Annotated in this window: 17 protein-coding genes; 10 read left to right on the forward strand and 7 right to left on the reverse strand. The window is 71.3% G+C overall.

The genetic code is table 11. The features are described 5' to 3' along the window. Nucleotides 1–8 precede the first annotated feature (8 nt). Nucleotides 9–575, forward strand: a complete 567-nt coding sequence (locus HNR16_RS15870) for a MarR family winged helix-turn-helix transcriptional regulator (protein ID WP_225737704.1) — start codon at nt 9–11, stop codon at nt 573–575. A 135-nt stretch (nt 576–710) separates the two neighbouring features. On the opposite strand, the gene HNR16_RS15875 is transcribed toward HNR16_RS15870, so the two are convergent. Further along, nucleotides 711–2,177 carry an InlB B-repeat-containing protein gene (locus HNR16_RS15875; protein ID WP_179558297.1) on the reverse strand — a complete coding sequence of 489 codons (1,467 nt, stop codon included), beginning with the start codon at nt 2,175–2,177 and terminating at the stop codon, nt 711–713. A gap of 387 nt (nt 2,178–2,564) precedes the next feature. Between HNR16_RS15875 and HNR16_RS15880 the strand changes: the two genes are divergently transcribed. The 6 genes from HNR16_RS15880 (at nt 2,565) to HNR16_RS15905 (ending at nt 7,288) form a co-directional block, all read left to right on the forward strand. Continuing rightward, a complete protein-coding gene (locus HNR16_RS15880; protein ID WP_179558298.1) occupies nt 2,565–2,990 on the forward strand; it encodes an META domain-containing protein in 426 nt (141 codons plus the stop codon). 126 nt (nt 2,991–3,116) lie between these two features. After that, nucleotides 3,117–4,265, forward strand: coding sequence for a metal ABC transporter substrate-binding protein (locus HNR16_RS15885; protein ID WP_179558299.1), 1,149 nt, complete (start codon nt 3,117–3,119; stop codon nt 4,263–4,265). Continuing rightward, nucleotides 4,262–5,125: a metal ABC transporter ATP-binding protein gene (locus HNR16_RS15890; RefSeq protein WP_218868470.1), complete on the forward strand. Its 864-nt coding sequence runs from the start codon at nt 4,262–4,264 to the stop codon at nt 5,123–5,125. The genes HNR16_RS15885 and HNR16_RS15890 overlap by 4 nt, the downstream gene beginning before the upstream one ends. Beyond that, nucleotides 5,122–6,051: a metal ABC transporter permease gene (locus HNR16_RS15895; RefSeq protein ID WP_225737705.1), complete on the forward strand. Its 930-nt coding sequence runs from the start codon at nt 5,122–5,124 to the stop codon at nt 6,049–6,051. The genes HNR16_RS15890 and HNR16_RS15895 overlap by 4 nt, the downstream gene beginning before the upstream one ends. Beyond that, a complete protein-coding gene (locus tag HNR16_RS15900; RefSeq protein WP_158038826.1) occupies nt 6,051–6,896 on the forward strand; it encodes a metal ABC transporter permease in 846 nt (281 codons plus the stop codon). The genes HNR16_RS15895 and HNR16_RS15900 overlap by 1 nt, the downstream gene beginning before the upstream one ends. Then, complete coding sequence (locus HNR16_RS15905; RefSeq protein ID WP_158038827.1) at nt 6,893–7,288, forward strand: Fur family transcriptional regulator; 396 nt, start codon at nt 6,893–6,895, stop codon at nt 7,286–7,288. Before HNR16_RS15900 ends, HNR16_RS15905 begins: the two co-directional genes overlap by 4 nt. Before the next feature lie 15 nt (nt 7,289–7,303). On the opposite strand, the gene HNR16_RS15910 is transcribed toward HNR16_RS15905, so the two are convergent. The 4 genes from HNR16_RS15910 to HNR16_RS15925 all read right to left on the reverse strand — a co-directional run bounded on the left by HNR16_RS15910 (nt 7,304) and on the right by HNR16_RS15925 (nt 10,422). Then, a complete protein-coding gene (locus tag HNR16_RS15910) occupies nt 7,304–7,462 on the reverse strand; it encodes a hypothetical protein (RefSeq protein WP_179558300.1) in 159 nt (52 codons plus the stop codon). A 107-nt stretch (nt 7,463–7,569) separates the two neighbouring features. Next, complete coding sequence (locus tag HNR16_RS15915; protein ID WP_158038828.1) at nt 7,570–8,490, reverse strand: metal ABC transporter permease; 921 nt, start codon at nt 8,488–8,490, stop codon at nt 7,570–7,572. Continuing rightward, on the reverse strand, nt 8,487–9,386 hold the full coding sequence (locus tag HNR16_RS15920; protein ID WP_158038829.1) for a metal ABC transporter ATP-binding protein: 900 nt from the start codon (nt 9,384–9,386) through the stop codon (nt 8,487–8,489). Before HNR16_RS15920 ends, HNR16_RS15915 begins: the two co-directional genes overlap by 4 nt. Before the next feature lie 109 nt (nt 9,387–9,495). After that, entirely contained in the window at nt 9,496–10,422 is a 927-nt protein-coding gene (locus tag HNR16_RS15925; protein WP_158038830.1) for a metal ABC transporter solute-binding protein, Zn/Mn family, read from the reverse strand. Nucleotides 10,423–10,730: 308 nt separating this feature from the next. On the opposite strand from HNR16_RS15925, the gene rpmB reads away from it, so the two are divergent. From rpmB to rpsN, 3 genes are read left to right on the forward strand one after another with little or no spacing between them, the layout of a single operon-like run. Next, on the forward strand, nt 10,731–10,967 hold the full coding sequence (rpmB, locus tag HNR16_RS15930) for a 50S ribosomal protein L28 (protein WP_158038831.1): 237 nt from the start codon (nt 10,731–10,733) through the stop codon (nt 10,965–10,967). Further along, nucleotides 10,967–11,137, forward strand: coding sequence for a 50S ribosomal protein L33 (gene rpmG / locus HNR16_RS15935; protein ID WP_026937797.1), 171 nt, complete (start codon nt 10,967–10,969; stop codon nt 11,135–11,137). Before rpmB ends, rpmG begins: the two co-directional genes overlap by 1 nt. 2 nt (nt 11,138–11,139) lie before the next feature. Then, nucleotides 11,140–11,445 carry a 30S ribosomal protein S14 gene (gene rpsN / locus HNR16_RS15940; protein WP_158038832.1) on the forward strand — a complete coding sequence of 102 codons (306 nt, stop codon included), beginning with the start codon at nt 11,140–11,142 and terminating at the stop codon, nt 11,443–11,445. A gap of 184 nt (nt 11,446–11,629) precedes the next feature. On the opposite strand, the gene HNR16_RS15945 is transcribed toward rpsN, so the two are convergent. Further along, nucleotides 11,630–12,196 carry an SRPBCC family protein gene (locus tag HNR16_RS15945; protein ID WP_158038833.1) on the reverse strand — a complete coding sequence of 189 codons (567 nt, stop codon included), beginning with the start codon at nt 12,194–12,196 and terminating at the stop codon, nt 11,630–11,632. 106 nt (nt 12,197–12,302) lie between these two features. Continuing rightward, a complete protein-coding gene (locus tag HNR16_RS15950) occupies nt 12,303–12,764 on the reverse strand; it encodes a hypothetical protein (protein WP_158038834.1) in 462 nt (153 codons plus the stop codon). Between the last annotated feature and the right edge of the window lie 20 nt (nt 12,765–12,784).

Below are 12,784 nucleotides of genomic sequence, written 5' to 3' on the forward strand. Positions count from 1 at the left end.
TTCGAGGCGTGTCCAACGACGAGCCTGATGTCACCGACGAGATCCTCGAGGCCCTCGGCCGCCTTCGCCCGCGTCCGCACCGTCACCCCGGCTGGCCGGACCCGCATCACGACGGGCCGCGGTCGCACGCCGACCACCGGCAGCGCGGCCCGGCGTTCGAGGGGGAGGGACCGGGGCGCGTCGGGCCCGCACGGTTCCGTGTCCTCGATGTCCTCGTGTCCGAAGGGCGGACCCTGTCGGTCGGCGAGATCGGTGAACGCCTCGGCGTCGACCAACCGCGCGCGTCCCGGCTCGTGCAGCAGCTCGTTCAGATGCATCTCGCCGAGCGGTACCCGGATCCCGAGGATGCGCGGCGCACGCGGATCGCGCCGACCGATCGTGGTCGTGCGTTCGCCGGCGGTCGCCGTGGGCGACGACGCGCCCAGGTCGAGCAGGCGCTCGGGGGGTTCACGCAGGCGGAGCGCATCGAGTTCGCGCGCCTGCTCGGACGATTCGCCGACTCGTGGCCCGAGTGGAGGCCGGACGGGACGAATGATCCGAACGATCCGAGGACGTACGACTCACCCCGGGGGTGACGCACGGGGTCCCGCTCGGACGGTCGACGACCTCGTCCGGTCGCCACCGGGCTGTCGACCCGGGGCGTGAAACGGCGAAGGGCCCGCGCGAACCGGTGTGCGGTTCGAGCGGGCCCATCGGCCGCGTTCGTCGGATCAGTCGCGGGCCGTACGGCTCCGGCGGGCGATGAACAGGGCGCCACCGAGCGCGACGAGCGCGAGGGCCGTCAGGCCGAGCGGCACGACCGACTCGGCGCCGGTCGTCGCGAGCTGCGAGTCGGGCGTCGAGGCGACGGGAGCCGAGGGCGGCGTCGAGGCCGACGGCGGGGTCGACGAGGTCGGCGGGATCGAGCCGCACGCTTCCTTCGTGAACGTGATCGTCCACTCCGTCGTGCCCTCCGCCGTGTAGCCCTCGAGCGCCTCGGCCGTCAGGACGACGGTCGTGCCGGCGATCGTGTGCTCACCGGGCTCCACGGCGACGCCGTTGAGGCTGAACTGGATGCCCTCGACGGACGGGATGAGGAGCGTGTCGTTCGTCGTGCCGTCACCCGGCTCGCAGACGTCCGCCACCGACGGCGCGCCGCTGCTCGGGCCTGCCGCCGTGGGAGGCGTGGTCGGCTCGGTGGGAGGCGTGGTCGGCTCGGTGGGAGGCGTTGTCGGCTCGGTGGGAGGCGTGGTCGGCTCGCACGCGACCTTCGTGAACGAGAAGGTCCACGTGCTCGTTCCCTCGATGGCCGAGCCGTCGAGGCTTGCGGCGGTCACCACGGCCTCGGTTCCCGCGACGAGGTGGTCACCGGCCGGGACGACCGTGCCGTCGATCGAGTACTCGATGACGTCGCTCTCGGGGATCGTCACCGTGTCGACGACCGAACCGTCACTCGGTTCGCACACGTCCTGGGACGTGGGCTCCGCCGCGACGGGACCGCGGGCCGCCGGGCAGGCGTCCTTCGTGAATTCGAGCGTCCACGTCGAGTCGCCCTCGAGCGTGTACCCCTCGCGGGCGGTCGCGGTCACGACGACCTCGGTGCCGTCTGCCGGGTACGTGCCCGCCGGGACGATCTCGCCGTCGACCGAGTAGTCGACGCTCTCGGACTCGGGGATCGTGTAGGTGTCCTGCGTGTCACCGTCGGACGGCTCGCACACGTCGTTCACGACGGGAGCGGGCGCCTCGGCCGTCACGGGCGGAACGGTCGTGCAGAGGTCCTGGATGGCGGCGTTGTCGGCGACGACGTAGTGCGCGGCTCCGGCGACGGTCCAGTTCTCGGTGGACTTGAACGGTGCGGTGTAGGCCTTGCCGACCTCGGGCTCCGACGAACCGGGCTCGACGTAGATGTTGTCGACCTGGATGGTCTGGTACCCGCATGCTTCGCGCGGGAACGCCTGGGGGTCGTCCGTGGGGTTCAGGACGTCGTTGCCCTTGGGCTGCGTGTCGACCTTCTCGAAGTAGAGCAGGTCCTGGTCGCCGGGCCAGCCGCTGGGCGTCCGGTCGTACCCGAAGGACGCCTGGATCCAGTAGCCCTCGCTCGGTGTCGTGGCGGTCGCGGGCGCGGCCGCGGCGAGTGAGAGCGGAATCGCGAGCGCGACGAGCGCCAGCCCTCCACCGATCGATTTCGGAATACGCATGAGACAGGAACCCCCTTGTGGATGCCAGGAGCCGAGCCGCGTACCGTTCACGTCCGCCGCCGCCGGCGGAGGTGGGCCGAGCGCGATGTTCCCCAACATCGCACTCGCGGATACACGGGAGGGATCCCGAGTGACACCCAACCATACCCAAAAATCACGGTGTTCTCACAGCTCCCGGCGGATGATGTGTCCGATCGGGCAGACTCGCCCGGGACGACGGGGTCGAAGCCCGTGAACACGATCGGACGTCGGGTTCGCGAGTGGGGCACGCGGGGATCGTGGGCGCGACCCGCACGGTGACGGCGTCGGAGGACGCGCGGTGTGCGGCGTCGCGGCTCCTGAGCCGACTCGCGGCAGCGTGGCATGTTCGAGTGCGAGACTCTCGGCGTGACCGAATCGACCGGTGTCCGACGCGACGAGACCACCTCGTCGCCGGTTCGCCCCGCCGTCATCAGCGTGCTCGTGCTGCTCGTCGTGCTCACCGTGGCCGTGTTCGTCGCGCGTGCGTTCCCGGCGATCGTCGACGAGTGGTCCGGCACGACCGAGGGCCCGAACGGGCCGGTTCCCGTCTCGCTCGAGTTCCGCGAGGGCGGTGGGCTCGGTGGGAACGACGGGTGCAACACCCTGTTCGGTGAGTGGGCGCCGACGGGTGACGGCGCGGTGGTCGAGCGTCTCGCGTCGACGCTCATGTTCTGCTTCGACGTCGACACGTGGTTGTCGGGTGCGCACCGCGTCGTCGTCGAGGGCGACCGGCTGCTCGTGTACGACGACGCGGGGGCGCACATCGGGACGTTGGACCGCGGGGCGGCATAGTCTGGCGTCACCCGCCTTGTTGACGACGATTTTCATTACAGATAGGGTCGACGACGTTCTCGACGTCCGAGCTCCCCCTGGTCGGCGGGCGTCGACCGACCGCGACCGGGGCAGAACAGGATGTTCGTGCGCACCCCACCCCGATTCGCTCTGGTCGCCGGCCTCACGGCCGTCTCCGCCCTCACGCTCGCCGGGTGCAGCGGTTCCGCTCCCCAGACAGCGGGGGACGGCCCGTCGGTCGTGACCACGACGACGCAGGTGACCGACTTCACGCAGCGCCTGCTCGAGGGTGTGGACGCGAGTATCACGAACCTCCTCGGACCGGGACGCAGTGTGCACTCGTTCGAGGCGACCCCGGCGGACCTCGCCGCGATCGCCGCCGCCGATGCGGTCGTCGTGTCGGGTGCAGGGCTCGAGGAGTGGCTCGACGACACGCTCGCGGCCGCCGGCTACACGGGCCCCGTCATCGACGCCTCGACGGGGATCGAGCTCGGGGGTTCGCACCACCACGACCACGGCACCGAGGACGGTCACGATCACGGCGGCGAGGACGGCCACGACCACGGCACCGAGGGCGAGGACGGCCACGATCACAGCACCGAGGGCGAGGACGGCCACGACCACGGCGCCGAGGCGACGACCCCGGAGCCGACGGCCGAGGCGTCGACCGGAGCCGAGGACGACCACGACCACGAGGGCACGAACCCGCACATCTGGACGGCACCGACGAACGCCGAGCGCATGGTGGCCAACATCGCCGAGGGCCTCGCGGCGCTCGAGGGCGTCGACGCGTCGACGATCGAGGCGAACGCGGCGGGCTACACGGCGAAGCTCGCCGAGCTCGACGCGTGGATCACCGAGAACATGGCGAAGGTCCCGGTCGAGAAGCGACTGCTCGTGACGAACCACGACGGGCTCTACTACTACGACCGGGCGTACGACATCACGTTCGTCGGGTCGGTCATGCCGAGCTGGGACGACAACGCGGAACCGAGCGCGGCCGACATCGACGCCCTCGTCGCGGCCATCCGTGAACACGGCGTGACGGCGGTGTTCACCGAGACACAACTGTCGCCCGAGGCCATCGAGCGAATCGGTGCCGAGACCGGTGCCACGGTGTACTCGGGCGAGGACGCCCTCTACACGGATGCACTCGGCGAGGCGGGCAGCGCGGGTGCGAGCTACATCGGCGCGACCGCGCACAACACGAACGTGCTGATCGAGGCATGGGGAGCGACGCCGTCCGAACTGCCGGCGGGTCTCGTCGACGCATGACGACGGCCGGCCCCGCAGACGGCACGACCGCCGTGCTCGTCGAGCTCGCCGACGCCACGTTCGCCTACGGCGCCGGTGCCCCGGCGCTGGAACACGTGACGATCTCGGTCGCGCCCGGCGACGCGCTCGCCCTCATCGGCCCGAACGGGGCGGGGAAGTCGACGCTGCTCGCGGGGCTTCTCGGGCTCGTCCCCGTCGTGTCGGGCCGGGCGGCGGTGCTGGGTGGTTCCGCCAGGGCGGCGACGGGGCGCGTCGGGTACATGCCGCAGACGGACGAGATCGATCCGGACTTCCCCGTCACGCTCCGACAGGTGGTCATGATGGGGCGGTATCACCGTCTCGGCGCGTTCCGCCTGCCGGGACGCCGGGATCGGGAGGCCGTCGCGGCGGCGATCGAACGTGTGGGTCTCACGCCGCACGCGGGCGGCCGCTTCGGTGCGCTCTCCGGCGGCCAGCAGCAGCGCGGCATCCTCGCGCGCGCGCTCGTCGCCGCGCCGCGCCTGCTCCTGCTCGACGAGCCCTTCAACGGGCTCGATCGGACGAGCCGGGAGCGGCTCGTCGGAACGCTCCGTGAGCTGCGGGCCGACGGCGTCGGGATCGTGGTGTCCACGCACGACCTCGAGCTGGCGCGCGACGTGTGTTCGCACGTCCTGCTCGTCGACCGGTGCCAGATCGCGGCGGGCCCGATCGACGCGACGCTCACGCCCGAGAACCTGCGGCGGACGTTCGAGCACGCGTCCGCCGACGGGGAGGCCCACGGCCATCACCACCTGGCCCACGGCCATGATCACGACACCGGGTTCCGCGGCGTCGACGAACCACCGCACGTGCACGTCGCGATCGAGGGGCACCACCCGTGACCGATCCCGGCACCGTGTTCGCCCTGCCGTTCATGCAGAACGCGCTCGCGGCCCTCCTCATGCTCGCGGTCGCGGGGGCGGTCGTCGGCGTCGCCCTCAACCTGCGTGGCCTCGAGTTCCTGAGCGACGGGCTCGTGCACGCCGTGTTCCCCGGCGCGGTGGCGGGCTTCCTCCTGAGCGGGCCCGAGGGAGTGTACCCCGGTGCCGCGGTCGCGGCCCTCGTCGCGACGGTCGTGCTCACGATCGTCGCGCGGCGGCTGCCGGGAGCGGGGTCGGATGCCGCGACCGCCGTCGTGCTCGCCGGGGCGTTCGGCCTGGGGGTCGTGCTCGTGTCGACGCGGTCCGACTACACGACGGGGCTCGAGCAATTGCTGTTCGGTCAGCTCCTCACCGTGTCGTCGTCGGACCTCGGTGCGATCGCGCTGTGCGGCGGTGTCGCGGTCCTCCTCGTGGCCGTCACGTGGAAGGAGCAGCTGTTCGTGTCGTTCGACGTGCGCGGCGCCCGCGCGGCCGGCCTGCGGGTGCTCGTCCTCGAGCTCGCGCTCAACGCCGCCATCGCGCTCGTCGTCGTCGCGGCCTCGCGTGCCGTCGGCAACCTGCTCGTGCTCGCCGTGCTCATCGCGCCCGCCGCGATCGCGAGGCTCCTGTCGCGTCGGCTCGCCGTCATCGTCCCCCTCGCGGTCGGTGTCGCGATATCGGCGTCGGTCCTCGGGCTCGCCCTGAGCTACGCGCTCTCGGTCGATCTGCGGGTCGGTGCCTCGCCGAGTGCCGTGCTCGCCCTCGTGCTCGTCGGCGGCTATCTCGCGGTCGCGGCCGCTCGCGGGCTCGTCACGGGTGTGGTGCGGCGTCGACCTCGCAGCGGGTCGCATGCCGATCTTCCGTCCGGTGCGGATCAGGAACCGATGACGGTGCTCGGGGTGCGCTGATGGACTACTTCACACGCGCGATCGTCGCGGCGGTCCTCGTCGGGCTCGTGTGCGGGCTCGTCGGAACTCTCGTCGTGCTCCGCCGACGCGCGTTCTTCACGGTCGCGCTCACGCACGCCACGTTCCCGGGCGGGGTCGTCGCGGCGATCGTCGGCATCGACATCGTGCTCGGCGCCGGCCTGTTCGGGGTGCTGCTCGTCGGACTCATGACGCTCCTGTCGCGTGAGCGTCGGCAGGGGCCGCACGTCGCGGCGGGGATCGTGCTCACGCTCGGGTACGCCCTCGGCATGCTCGTGGTGTCCCTGCATCCGAACCTTCCCATCAGGGTCGACACGTTCCTGACCGGGTCGATCCTCACCGTCTCGGACGCCAATCTCGTGACGCTCGCGGTCGTGCTCGCGGTCGTGCTCGTCGCCCTCCTCGGCTTCGGGACGCGCATCCTCTTCTCGACCTTCGACCGGCGGGGCGCCGAGGCCGCGGGCTTCGGGGAGGGGGTGACCGATGCACTCGTGCTCGGGATCATCGCGCTCTCGGTCGCGGCGTGCATGCCCGCCATCGGCTCGATCCTCGCGATCGCGACGATCGCCGCGCCCGCCGCGGCCGCCCGCCTCTGGACGGGGTCCGTCGGCGGCATGCTCGCGCTCTCGTGCGTGCTCGGCGTCGTCGTCGCGATCGCCGGCCTTCTCGCCTCGCGTGCGTTCGGCCTCGCGGCGGGCGGCTCGATCGCCATCACGGCGAGCCTCGTGTTCGTCGTCGCGTTCCTGCGCCCTCGCCGCGGCGTGCGGCGCAGCACCGTGACGGCGGACGAGACGCGTGCCCCGCGCCCGGCGGCGGTGCGACCGTGACATCCCGACGTAACACGTGGCAGAAGGACGCCGTGCGTCGCGGTCTCGCCGAGGCGGAGGCCTTCGTGAGTGCACAGACGCTCCATGCGCGGCTCGCGGAGGGCGGGACCTTCATCGGGCTCGCGACCGTGTACCGGGCCCTCGCCCAGCTCGCGGAGGAGGCGCTCGCGGACACGGTGCAGGCGGCGGACGGCACGCTCATGTACCGGGCGTGCGACATGCGTCACCACCATCACCACCTCATCTGCCGCGCGTGCGGCCGCGCCGTGGAGATCGAGGCGGACGCCGTCGAGGCGTGGGCGGAGGGGGCCGCGGAGGCGCACGGTTTCTCGGAGCCGGAGCACGTCGTCGACGTGTTCGGGCTGTGTGCCGAGTGCCGTTCGACGTGCTGAGTGGGCGGGCGCGCGTCAGCCGTGCAGGACGGCGATGTCGTCACCGAGCCACGAGAACCAGCCCGCGAGCTCCGCGGGCGAGGTGACGACATCGGCCATGAGACATGCCCCGACGACGGCGAGGAGCAGCATGCCGGTCACCACCCACGATGCGCGATTCGGAGCCGATCTCATGGCGTCCACGATAGGCGACGGCTCGCCACCCGCCGTCATCCGCACTCCCCATTGCGCGTCCGCCACGGGAGGGGTATCGCGTGTCGGCGTCACCTCGGCCCGGCGCCTCACGCCGAGGCCGGCTGCTCGGTGGTGCGCCGCGTCACACGGCGCCGCAGCGCACCCACGATGACGCACACGAGGTAGATCGTGAACGAGATGGTCGTGATGTACGGGCTGATCGGGATCGACGCACCGAGCGCGAGCAGGATGCCGCCGACCGCGGAGGTGACGCCGAACGCGACGCTGAGGGCCGTCACGACGAGCGGTGAGGACGCGACGCGCATCGCGGCGGCCGCGGGCGTGACGAGGAGCGAGAGCACGAGGAGCGCTCCGACGATCTGGACCGAAACCGCGACGGCCATGCCGAGCAGCAGCATGAACCCGATCGACAGCGCCCGCACGGGGACGCCGCGCGCGGCGGCGACCTGCGGGTCGACGCTCGCGAACAGCAGCGGGCGCCACGCGAGTGCGAGCGCCACGACGACGACGACCGAGATGCCGATGAGGTAGCCGAGCTGGGGGTCGTCGACCGCGACGATCTGTCCCGTCAGGAGCCCGAACTTGTTCGCCGCGCGGCCGTCGTAGAGCGACAGGCAGAGGATGCCGAGGCCGAGGCCGAAGGGCATCATGACCGCGATGATCGAGTTCCTGGTCGCGGCGTGGACCCCGAACACCCCGATGAGGAGCGCCGCGAGCACCGACCCGACGAGGGACCCCTCGACGACACCGACGCCGAGCAGGAGCCCCGCCGAGGCGCCGGCGAAGGACAGCTCGCTCACGCCGTGCACCGCGAAGCCCACGTCGCGGTAGTTCACGAACACGCCCACGAGGCCCCCGACGACGCCGAGCACGGCGCCCGCGATGACGGTGTTGACGAGGAGCGCGAGGAGCTTGCCGTAGTCGGAGAAGTCGAAGATCTGGTCCCACCACGAGGCGTCGCTCGCTGCGAGGACGTTCGAGACGGCCGGGAGGAGCGACTCGATCATGCGTCCGCCTCCGTCCGCTCGTCGCCGTGATGGGCGCCGTCGTGGCTCGGATCGGCGTGGTGCAGGAGTTCGCCGTCGGTGCCGACCACGATGATGCGACCGTGTGCCCGGAGCACTTCGACGGGGGAGCCGTACAGCTCGGAGAGCACCTCGGAGCGGAACACCTCGTCGGGCGTCCCGATCCGGAACCTGCCGTCGGCGAGATAGAGCACGCGTGTGACGATCGGCAGGACCGGGTTGATGTCGTGGGTGACGAACAGGCTCGCGACGTGCCGCGTGCGCACCGCGTCGTCGATGAGGCCGACGACGCGCTCCTGATTCGGCAGGTCGAGCGACAGGAGCGGTTCGTCGCAGAGCAGGAGCAGCGGCTCGGCGGCGAGCGCCTGCGCCATGCGGAGCCGCTGCTGCTCACCGCCGGAGAGCTCGGCGAGGCGCCGGTCGGCGAACGACTCGGCCTCGACGTCGCGGATGAGCTCGTCCACGCGGCGTCGACGCGCCCGCGACGGCCAGGGCAGACCGAACCGGCCGCCGTCGAGCCCGAGCGCGACGAGGTCCCGGCCGCGGATGCCGGGCCCGCCGCCCGTGAGGTTCTGCTGCGGCACGTAGCCGATGCGCGATCCGCCGCGCGACACGGGGACGCCCTCGAGCTCGACCGAGCCGGCCGAGAGCGGCTGCAGCCCGAGGATGCACTTGAGCAGGCTCGACTTGCCGGAGCCGTTCGCGCCGATGATCGCGATGACCTCACCCGGTTCGACATCGAGGTCGAGCCCGGACCACAGGGTCCGTTCCCCGAACGTGAGCGTCGCGTCCCTGATCCGCAGGAGCGGCGGCGACGCCGACGCCGCGTCGGTCGTGGCACCCGCGTCCGGTCCGGTGCCCGGTGTGGTGGTCGGCACGAGAGGTCTCCTTTCCCCGTACGGGGTCCGCCGATGGATGGCTGCCGAACGCTCCGACGGGCGCTCCGTGCGGAGCGCCCGTCGGCGTCGGTGTGGTGCTCGCCGCGGGTCAGGCGGAGAGCGCCGCGCTGATCTGATCGATGTAGCCGCTCATCCAGTCGACATAGTCTGTTCCATCCGGGAGCGTCTCGGTGACACCGATCGCGGTGACCCCGTTCGTGGAGGCGGCGTTCAGGATCGCGTCGGTCGACGGGCCGCTCGTCTGCTCGTTGTAGACGAGCACCTTCACCTGGTGCTGGGCGAACAGCGCCTCGGTCTCCTGGAGCACGGTCGCGGGCACGTCGGTGCCCTCCTCGACCGCCTCGCTGAACTCGGCGGGGGTCTTGTTCTCGAGCCCCATGGCCTCGAGCAGGTAGAGCGGAACGGGCTCCGTGATCGCGACGCCGGTGCCCGTGAAGGAGCTCGCGGCCTCGGCGGTGCGCGACTCGAGGCCCTCGATCTTCGTCGTGAAGTCGGCGCTGTTCGCGGTGTAGGTGGACGCGTTCGCGGGGTCGATGGTGCCGAGCTGGGTCGCGATCTCGTCGGCGACCTTCGCGACCGTCGGGAAGTCGTACCAGACGTGCTCGTTGAGCTCTTCGCCGTCCGCGGCGGTCTTGCCCGACACGTCGACCGCGTTGATCACGGGCGCGGTTGACTTGCTGCTCGCGAGCATCGTGTCGACGAAGTCGTCGTAGCCGCCGCCGTTCTCGATGACGAGCGCGGCCTCGCTGAGGGCGAGCTGCGTGCGGGAATCGGCCTCGTACTCGTGCGGATCCTTGTCCGGGTCGTCGATGACCGACGTGACCGACACGTGGTCGCCGCCGACGACCTGGGCGATGCTGCCCCACACGTTCGTCGATGCGACGACGTCGATCGTTCCGCCCGCACTCGCGTCGGGCGAGTCGGTCGCGGCGGGGCCGCCGCCGGAGCAACCTGCGAGAAGGGCGGTCGCCGCCGCGGCGGCGACGAGGAATGGAAGGGACCTGCGACGCTTCATGCGTCCTCACCTGGTTTCTGTCGATGCGTTCCGTGGCGCCGGGTCGCGGGGCGCGTGGTGCGCGCGGCGCGTGGTCTCGACGTCGGCTTCATGCTGAGAAGGGTTATCAGTATATATCCGTCCGGGCGGTGCTCGTGTGCACGTGGTGGGATGCGCCTTGCGGTCCCCGGGCGTGTCGCGTAAGCTCGATCCTTGGTGTGCTCGGGGTTCCCCTCCGGGTGCAGCCGCACCCCGTCCGGATCGAACGGGGCGCAGACAAGAGATCTTGGGCTCGACCGTCCGGTCGAGCGGTATCGATGGAGGAACCAATGGCCGCAGTGTGCCAGGTGACCGGAGCCGTTCCCGGCTTCGGACACAGCATCTCGCACTCGCACCGTCGCACGAAGCGTCGGTTCGACCCGAACATCCAGAAGAAGACGTACTACGTGCCGTCGCTCAAGCGCAAGGTCACCCTCACGCTGAGCGCCCGTGGCATCAAGGTCATCGACGCGCGCGGCATCGACTCGGTCGTTGCCGAGCTCATCGCGAAGGGGGTCAAGCTCTAATGGCGAAGAAGTCGCAGGACGTCCGTCCGATCATCAAGCTCCGTTCGACCGCGGGCACCGGGTTCACCTACGTCACGAAGAAGAACCGTCGCAACACCCCCGACCGTCTCGTGCTCAAGAAGTACGACCCGGTGATCCGCAAGCACGTCGAATTCCGAGAGGAGCGCTAACCATGGCCAAGAAGAGCAAGATCGCCAAGAACGAGCAGCGCAAGGCCGTTGTCGCCCGCTACGCCGAGCGTCGCCTCGAGCTGAAGAAGGCGCTCATCGACCCCAACGGCACCGACGAGTCGCGTGAGGCGGCCCGCGTCGCCCTGCAGAAGCTGCCCCGCGACGCCTCGCCCGTGCGCGTGCGCGGTCGCGACAGCATCGACGGCCGCCCGCGCGGCGTGCTCTCGAAGTTCGGCGTCTCGCGCGTCCGCTTCCGCAACATGGCGCACCGTGGCGAGCTGCCCGGCGTGACCAAGTCGAGCTGGTAACCCCGGCCGCACCACACGAACGAGGACGGACCCCGGCATCGCCGGGGTCCGTCCTCGTTCGTCGCTCCCGTCGTCCCACCGTGCCACCCTCGCGCGCGTGACGCGGACGGTGTGCCTGCGGTGATCTTGGAGTGGTAGAGGGTGCCACCCTCGCGCGCGTGACGCGGACGGCGCACGGCTCGGGTCACGTGCTGCGCGGCTGCGTCGTGTCCTCGGTGTGGTCGGGCCCCTGGTCGCCCGGCACCTGACCGTCGTCGGGGAATCCGCGCTCGGCGTAGGCGCGGCGGACGGGGACGAACGCGGCCATCCCGCCGTCGACGGGGTCGGCCGCGCGGCCGTCGAGCGCGGCCTCGAGCGCCTCGAGGCACATGTCCCATCCCGCGGCGTTGCGGGCCGCCCCGCCCTCGGTCTCGAGTTCGTCGACGAGCGTCAGCAGCGCGCCGTGCTCGTGCGGCTCGACGTGCAGGTGCAGCCGGTCCTCGCCCCACTCGAACCCGAACGCACGCGGCGGATCCCACGCGAGCACGGTCCCCGTCGAACCGTCGGGGTCGTACGGATCGCCCGACAGCCGGATCGGGCCCCCGACCCGCTCCTCGTAGTGCACATCGGGCGAGGGGAACCAGTGCGCGAGTTCCGCCGGATCGCTCACGGCCCGCCACACGTCGGCCGGGTCGTGGGTGAGCGGGCGTCGGAACGTGACGGTCGGCCGACCGTCGGGCTCGGTGTACTCGGCGTCGTATCGGATCGTCATGACTGCTCCATCCTCGGTGCGGGTCGTCGGTCGTCGTGGATGCGTAGTGTCGGTCAGTCGGTCGGACGTCGGCGGAGCGGGACGGGTCGTGGCGTGGTGCCGCGGATCAACCGGCGTCGACGCACGGCCCCTCTCGGCGGATCTCGGCGAACTGCGACTCGATCGTCACGGTCGTGCGGTTCCCCGCGATGTCGGTGCTCGTGACGACGGTGCGGAAGCCGCTCCACGTGAACGGTTCCACCGTGTCACCGCTCGCGCCGAGGGCATCGAATGCGAGCTGACCGGCATCGCCGACCGCGGCGCGGTCTCGACTCGCCTCGGAGGTCGTCGTGACGACGGCCTGCCGCCCGCCGTCGGGGGCGCCGCCCTCGACGGTGCACCTTGCATCGAGGACCTCGTCGAGTGGCGACCAGTCCCCGCCGAGCGCCGTGCGGACCGCGTCGATCTGGGCGTACGCCGTCGGCGGGGGCGTCGTCGTGACCGGCACGGCCCCGTTCGGTTGCTGTTGACAGCCCGCGAGGAGCACGGCGACGAGGAGCACGGGAGGGATCATCGCGGTCCGGCGCATACCGGGAGGGTAGGGAATCC

This window comes from Pseudoclavibacter chungangensis, from assembly GCF_013410545.1.
GTDB classification, from domain to species: Bacteria; Actinomycetota; Actinomycetes; order Actinomycetales; family Microbacteriaceae; genus Pseudoclavibacter; species Pseudoclavibacter chungangensis.

What these genes read in the sequence shown, in the direction of transcription:
- HNR16_RS15900 (WP_158038826.1), top strand. Translation starts at nt 6,051, where the DNA reads ATGGACTACTTCACACGCGCGATCGTCGCGGCGGTCCTCGTCGGGCTC.
- rpmB (WP_158038831.1), top strand. Translation starts at nt 10,731, where the DNA reads ATGGCCGCAGTGTGCCAGGTGACCGGAGCCGTTCCCGGCTTCGGACAC.
- HNR16_RS15890 (WP_218868470.1), top strand. Translation starts at nt 4,262, where the DNA reads ATGACGACGGCCGGCCCCGCAGACGGCACGACCGCCGTGCTCGTCGAG.
- HNR16_RS15910 (WP_179558300.1), bottom strand. Translation starts at nt 7,462, where the DNA reads ATGAGATCGGCTCCGAATCGCGCATCGTGGGTGGTGACCGGCATGCTG.
- rpsN (WP_158038832.1), top strand. Translation starts at nt 11,140, where the DNA reads ATGGCCAAGAAGAGCAAGATCGCCAAGAACGAGCAGCGCAAGGCCGTT.
- HNR16_RS15875 (WP_179558297.1), bottom strand. Translation starts at nt 2,177, where the DNA reads ATGCGTATTCCGAAATCGATCGGTGGAGGGCTGGCGCTCGTCGCGCTC.
- HNR16_RS15945 (WP_158038833.1), bottom strand. Translation starts at nt 12,196, where the DNA reads ATGACGATCCGATACGACGCCGAGTACACCGAGCCCGACGGTCGGCCG.
- rpmG (WP_026937797.1), top strand. Translation starts at nt 10,967, where the DNA reads ATGGCGAAGAAGTCGCAGGACGTCCGTCCGATCATCAAGCTCCGTTCG.
- HNR16_RS15915 (WP_158038828.1), bottom strand. Translation starts at nt 8,490, where the DNA reads ATGATCGAGTCGCTCCTCCCGGCCGTCTCGAACGTCCTCGCAGCGAGC.
- HNR16_RS15950 (WP_158038834.1), bottom strand. Translation starts at nt 12,764, where the DNA reads ATGCGCCGGACCGCGATGATCCCTCCCGTGCTCCTCGTCGCCGTGCTC.
- HNR16_RS15925 (WP_158038830.1), bottom strand. Translation starts at nt 10,422, where the DNA reads ATGAAGCGTCGCAGGTCCCTTCCATTCCTCGTCGCCGCCGCGGCGGCG.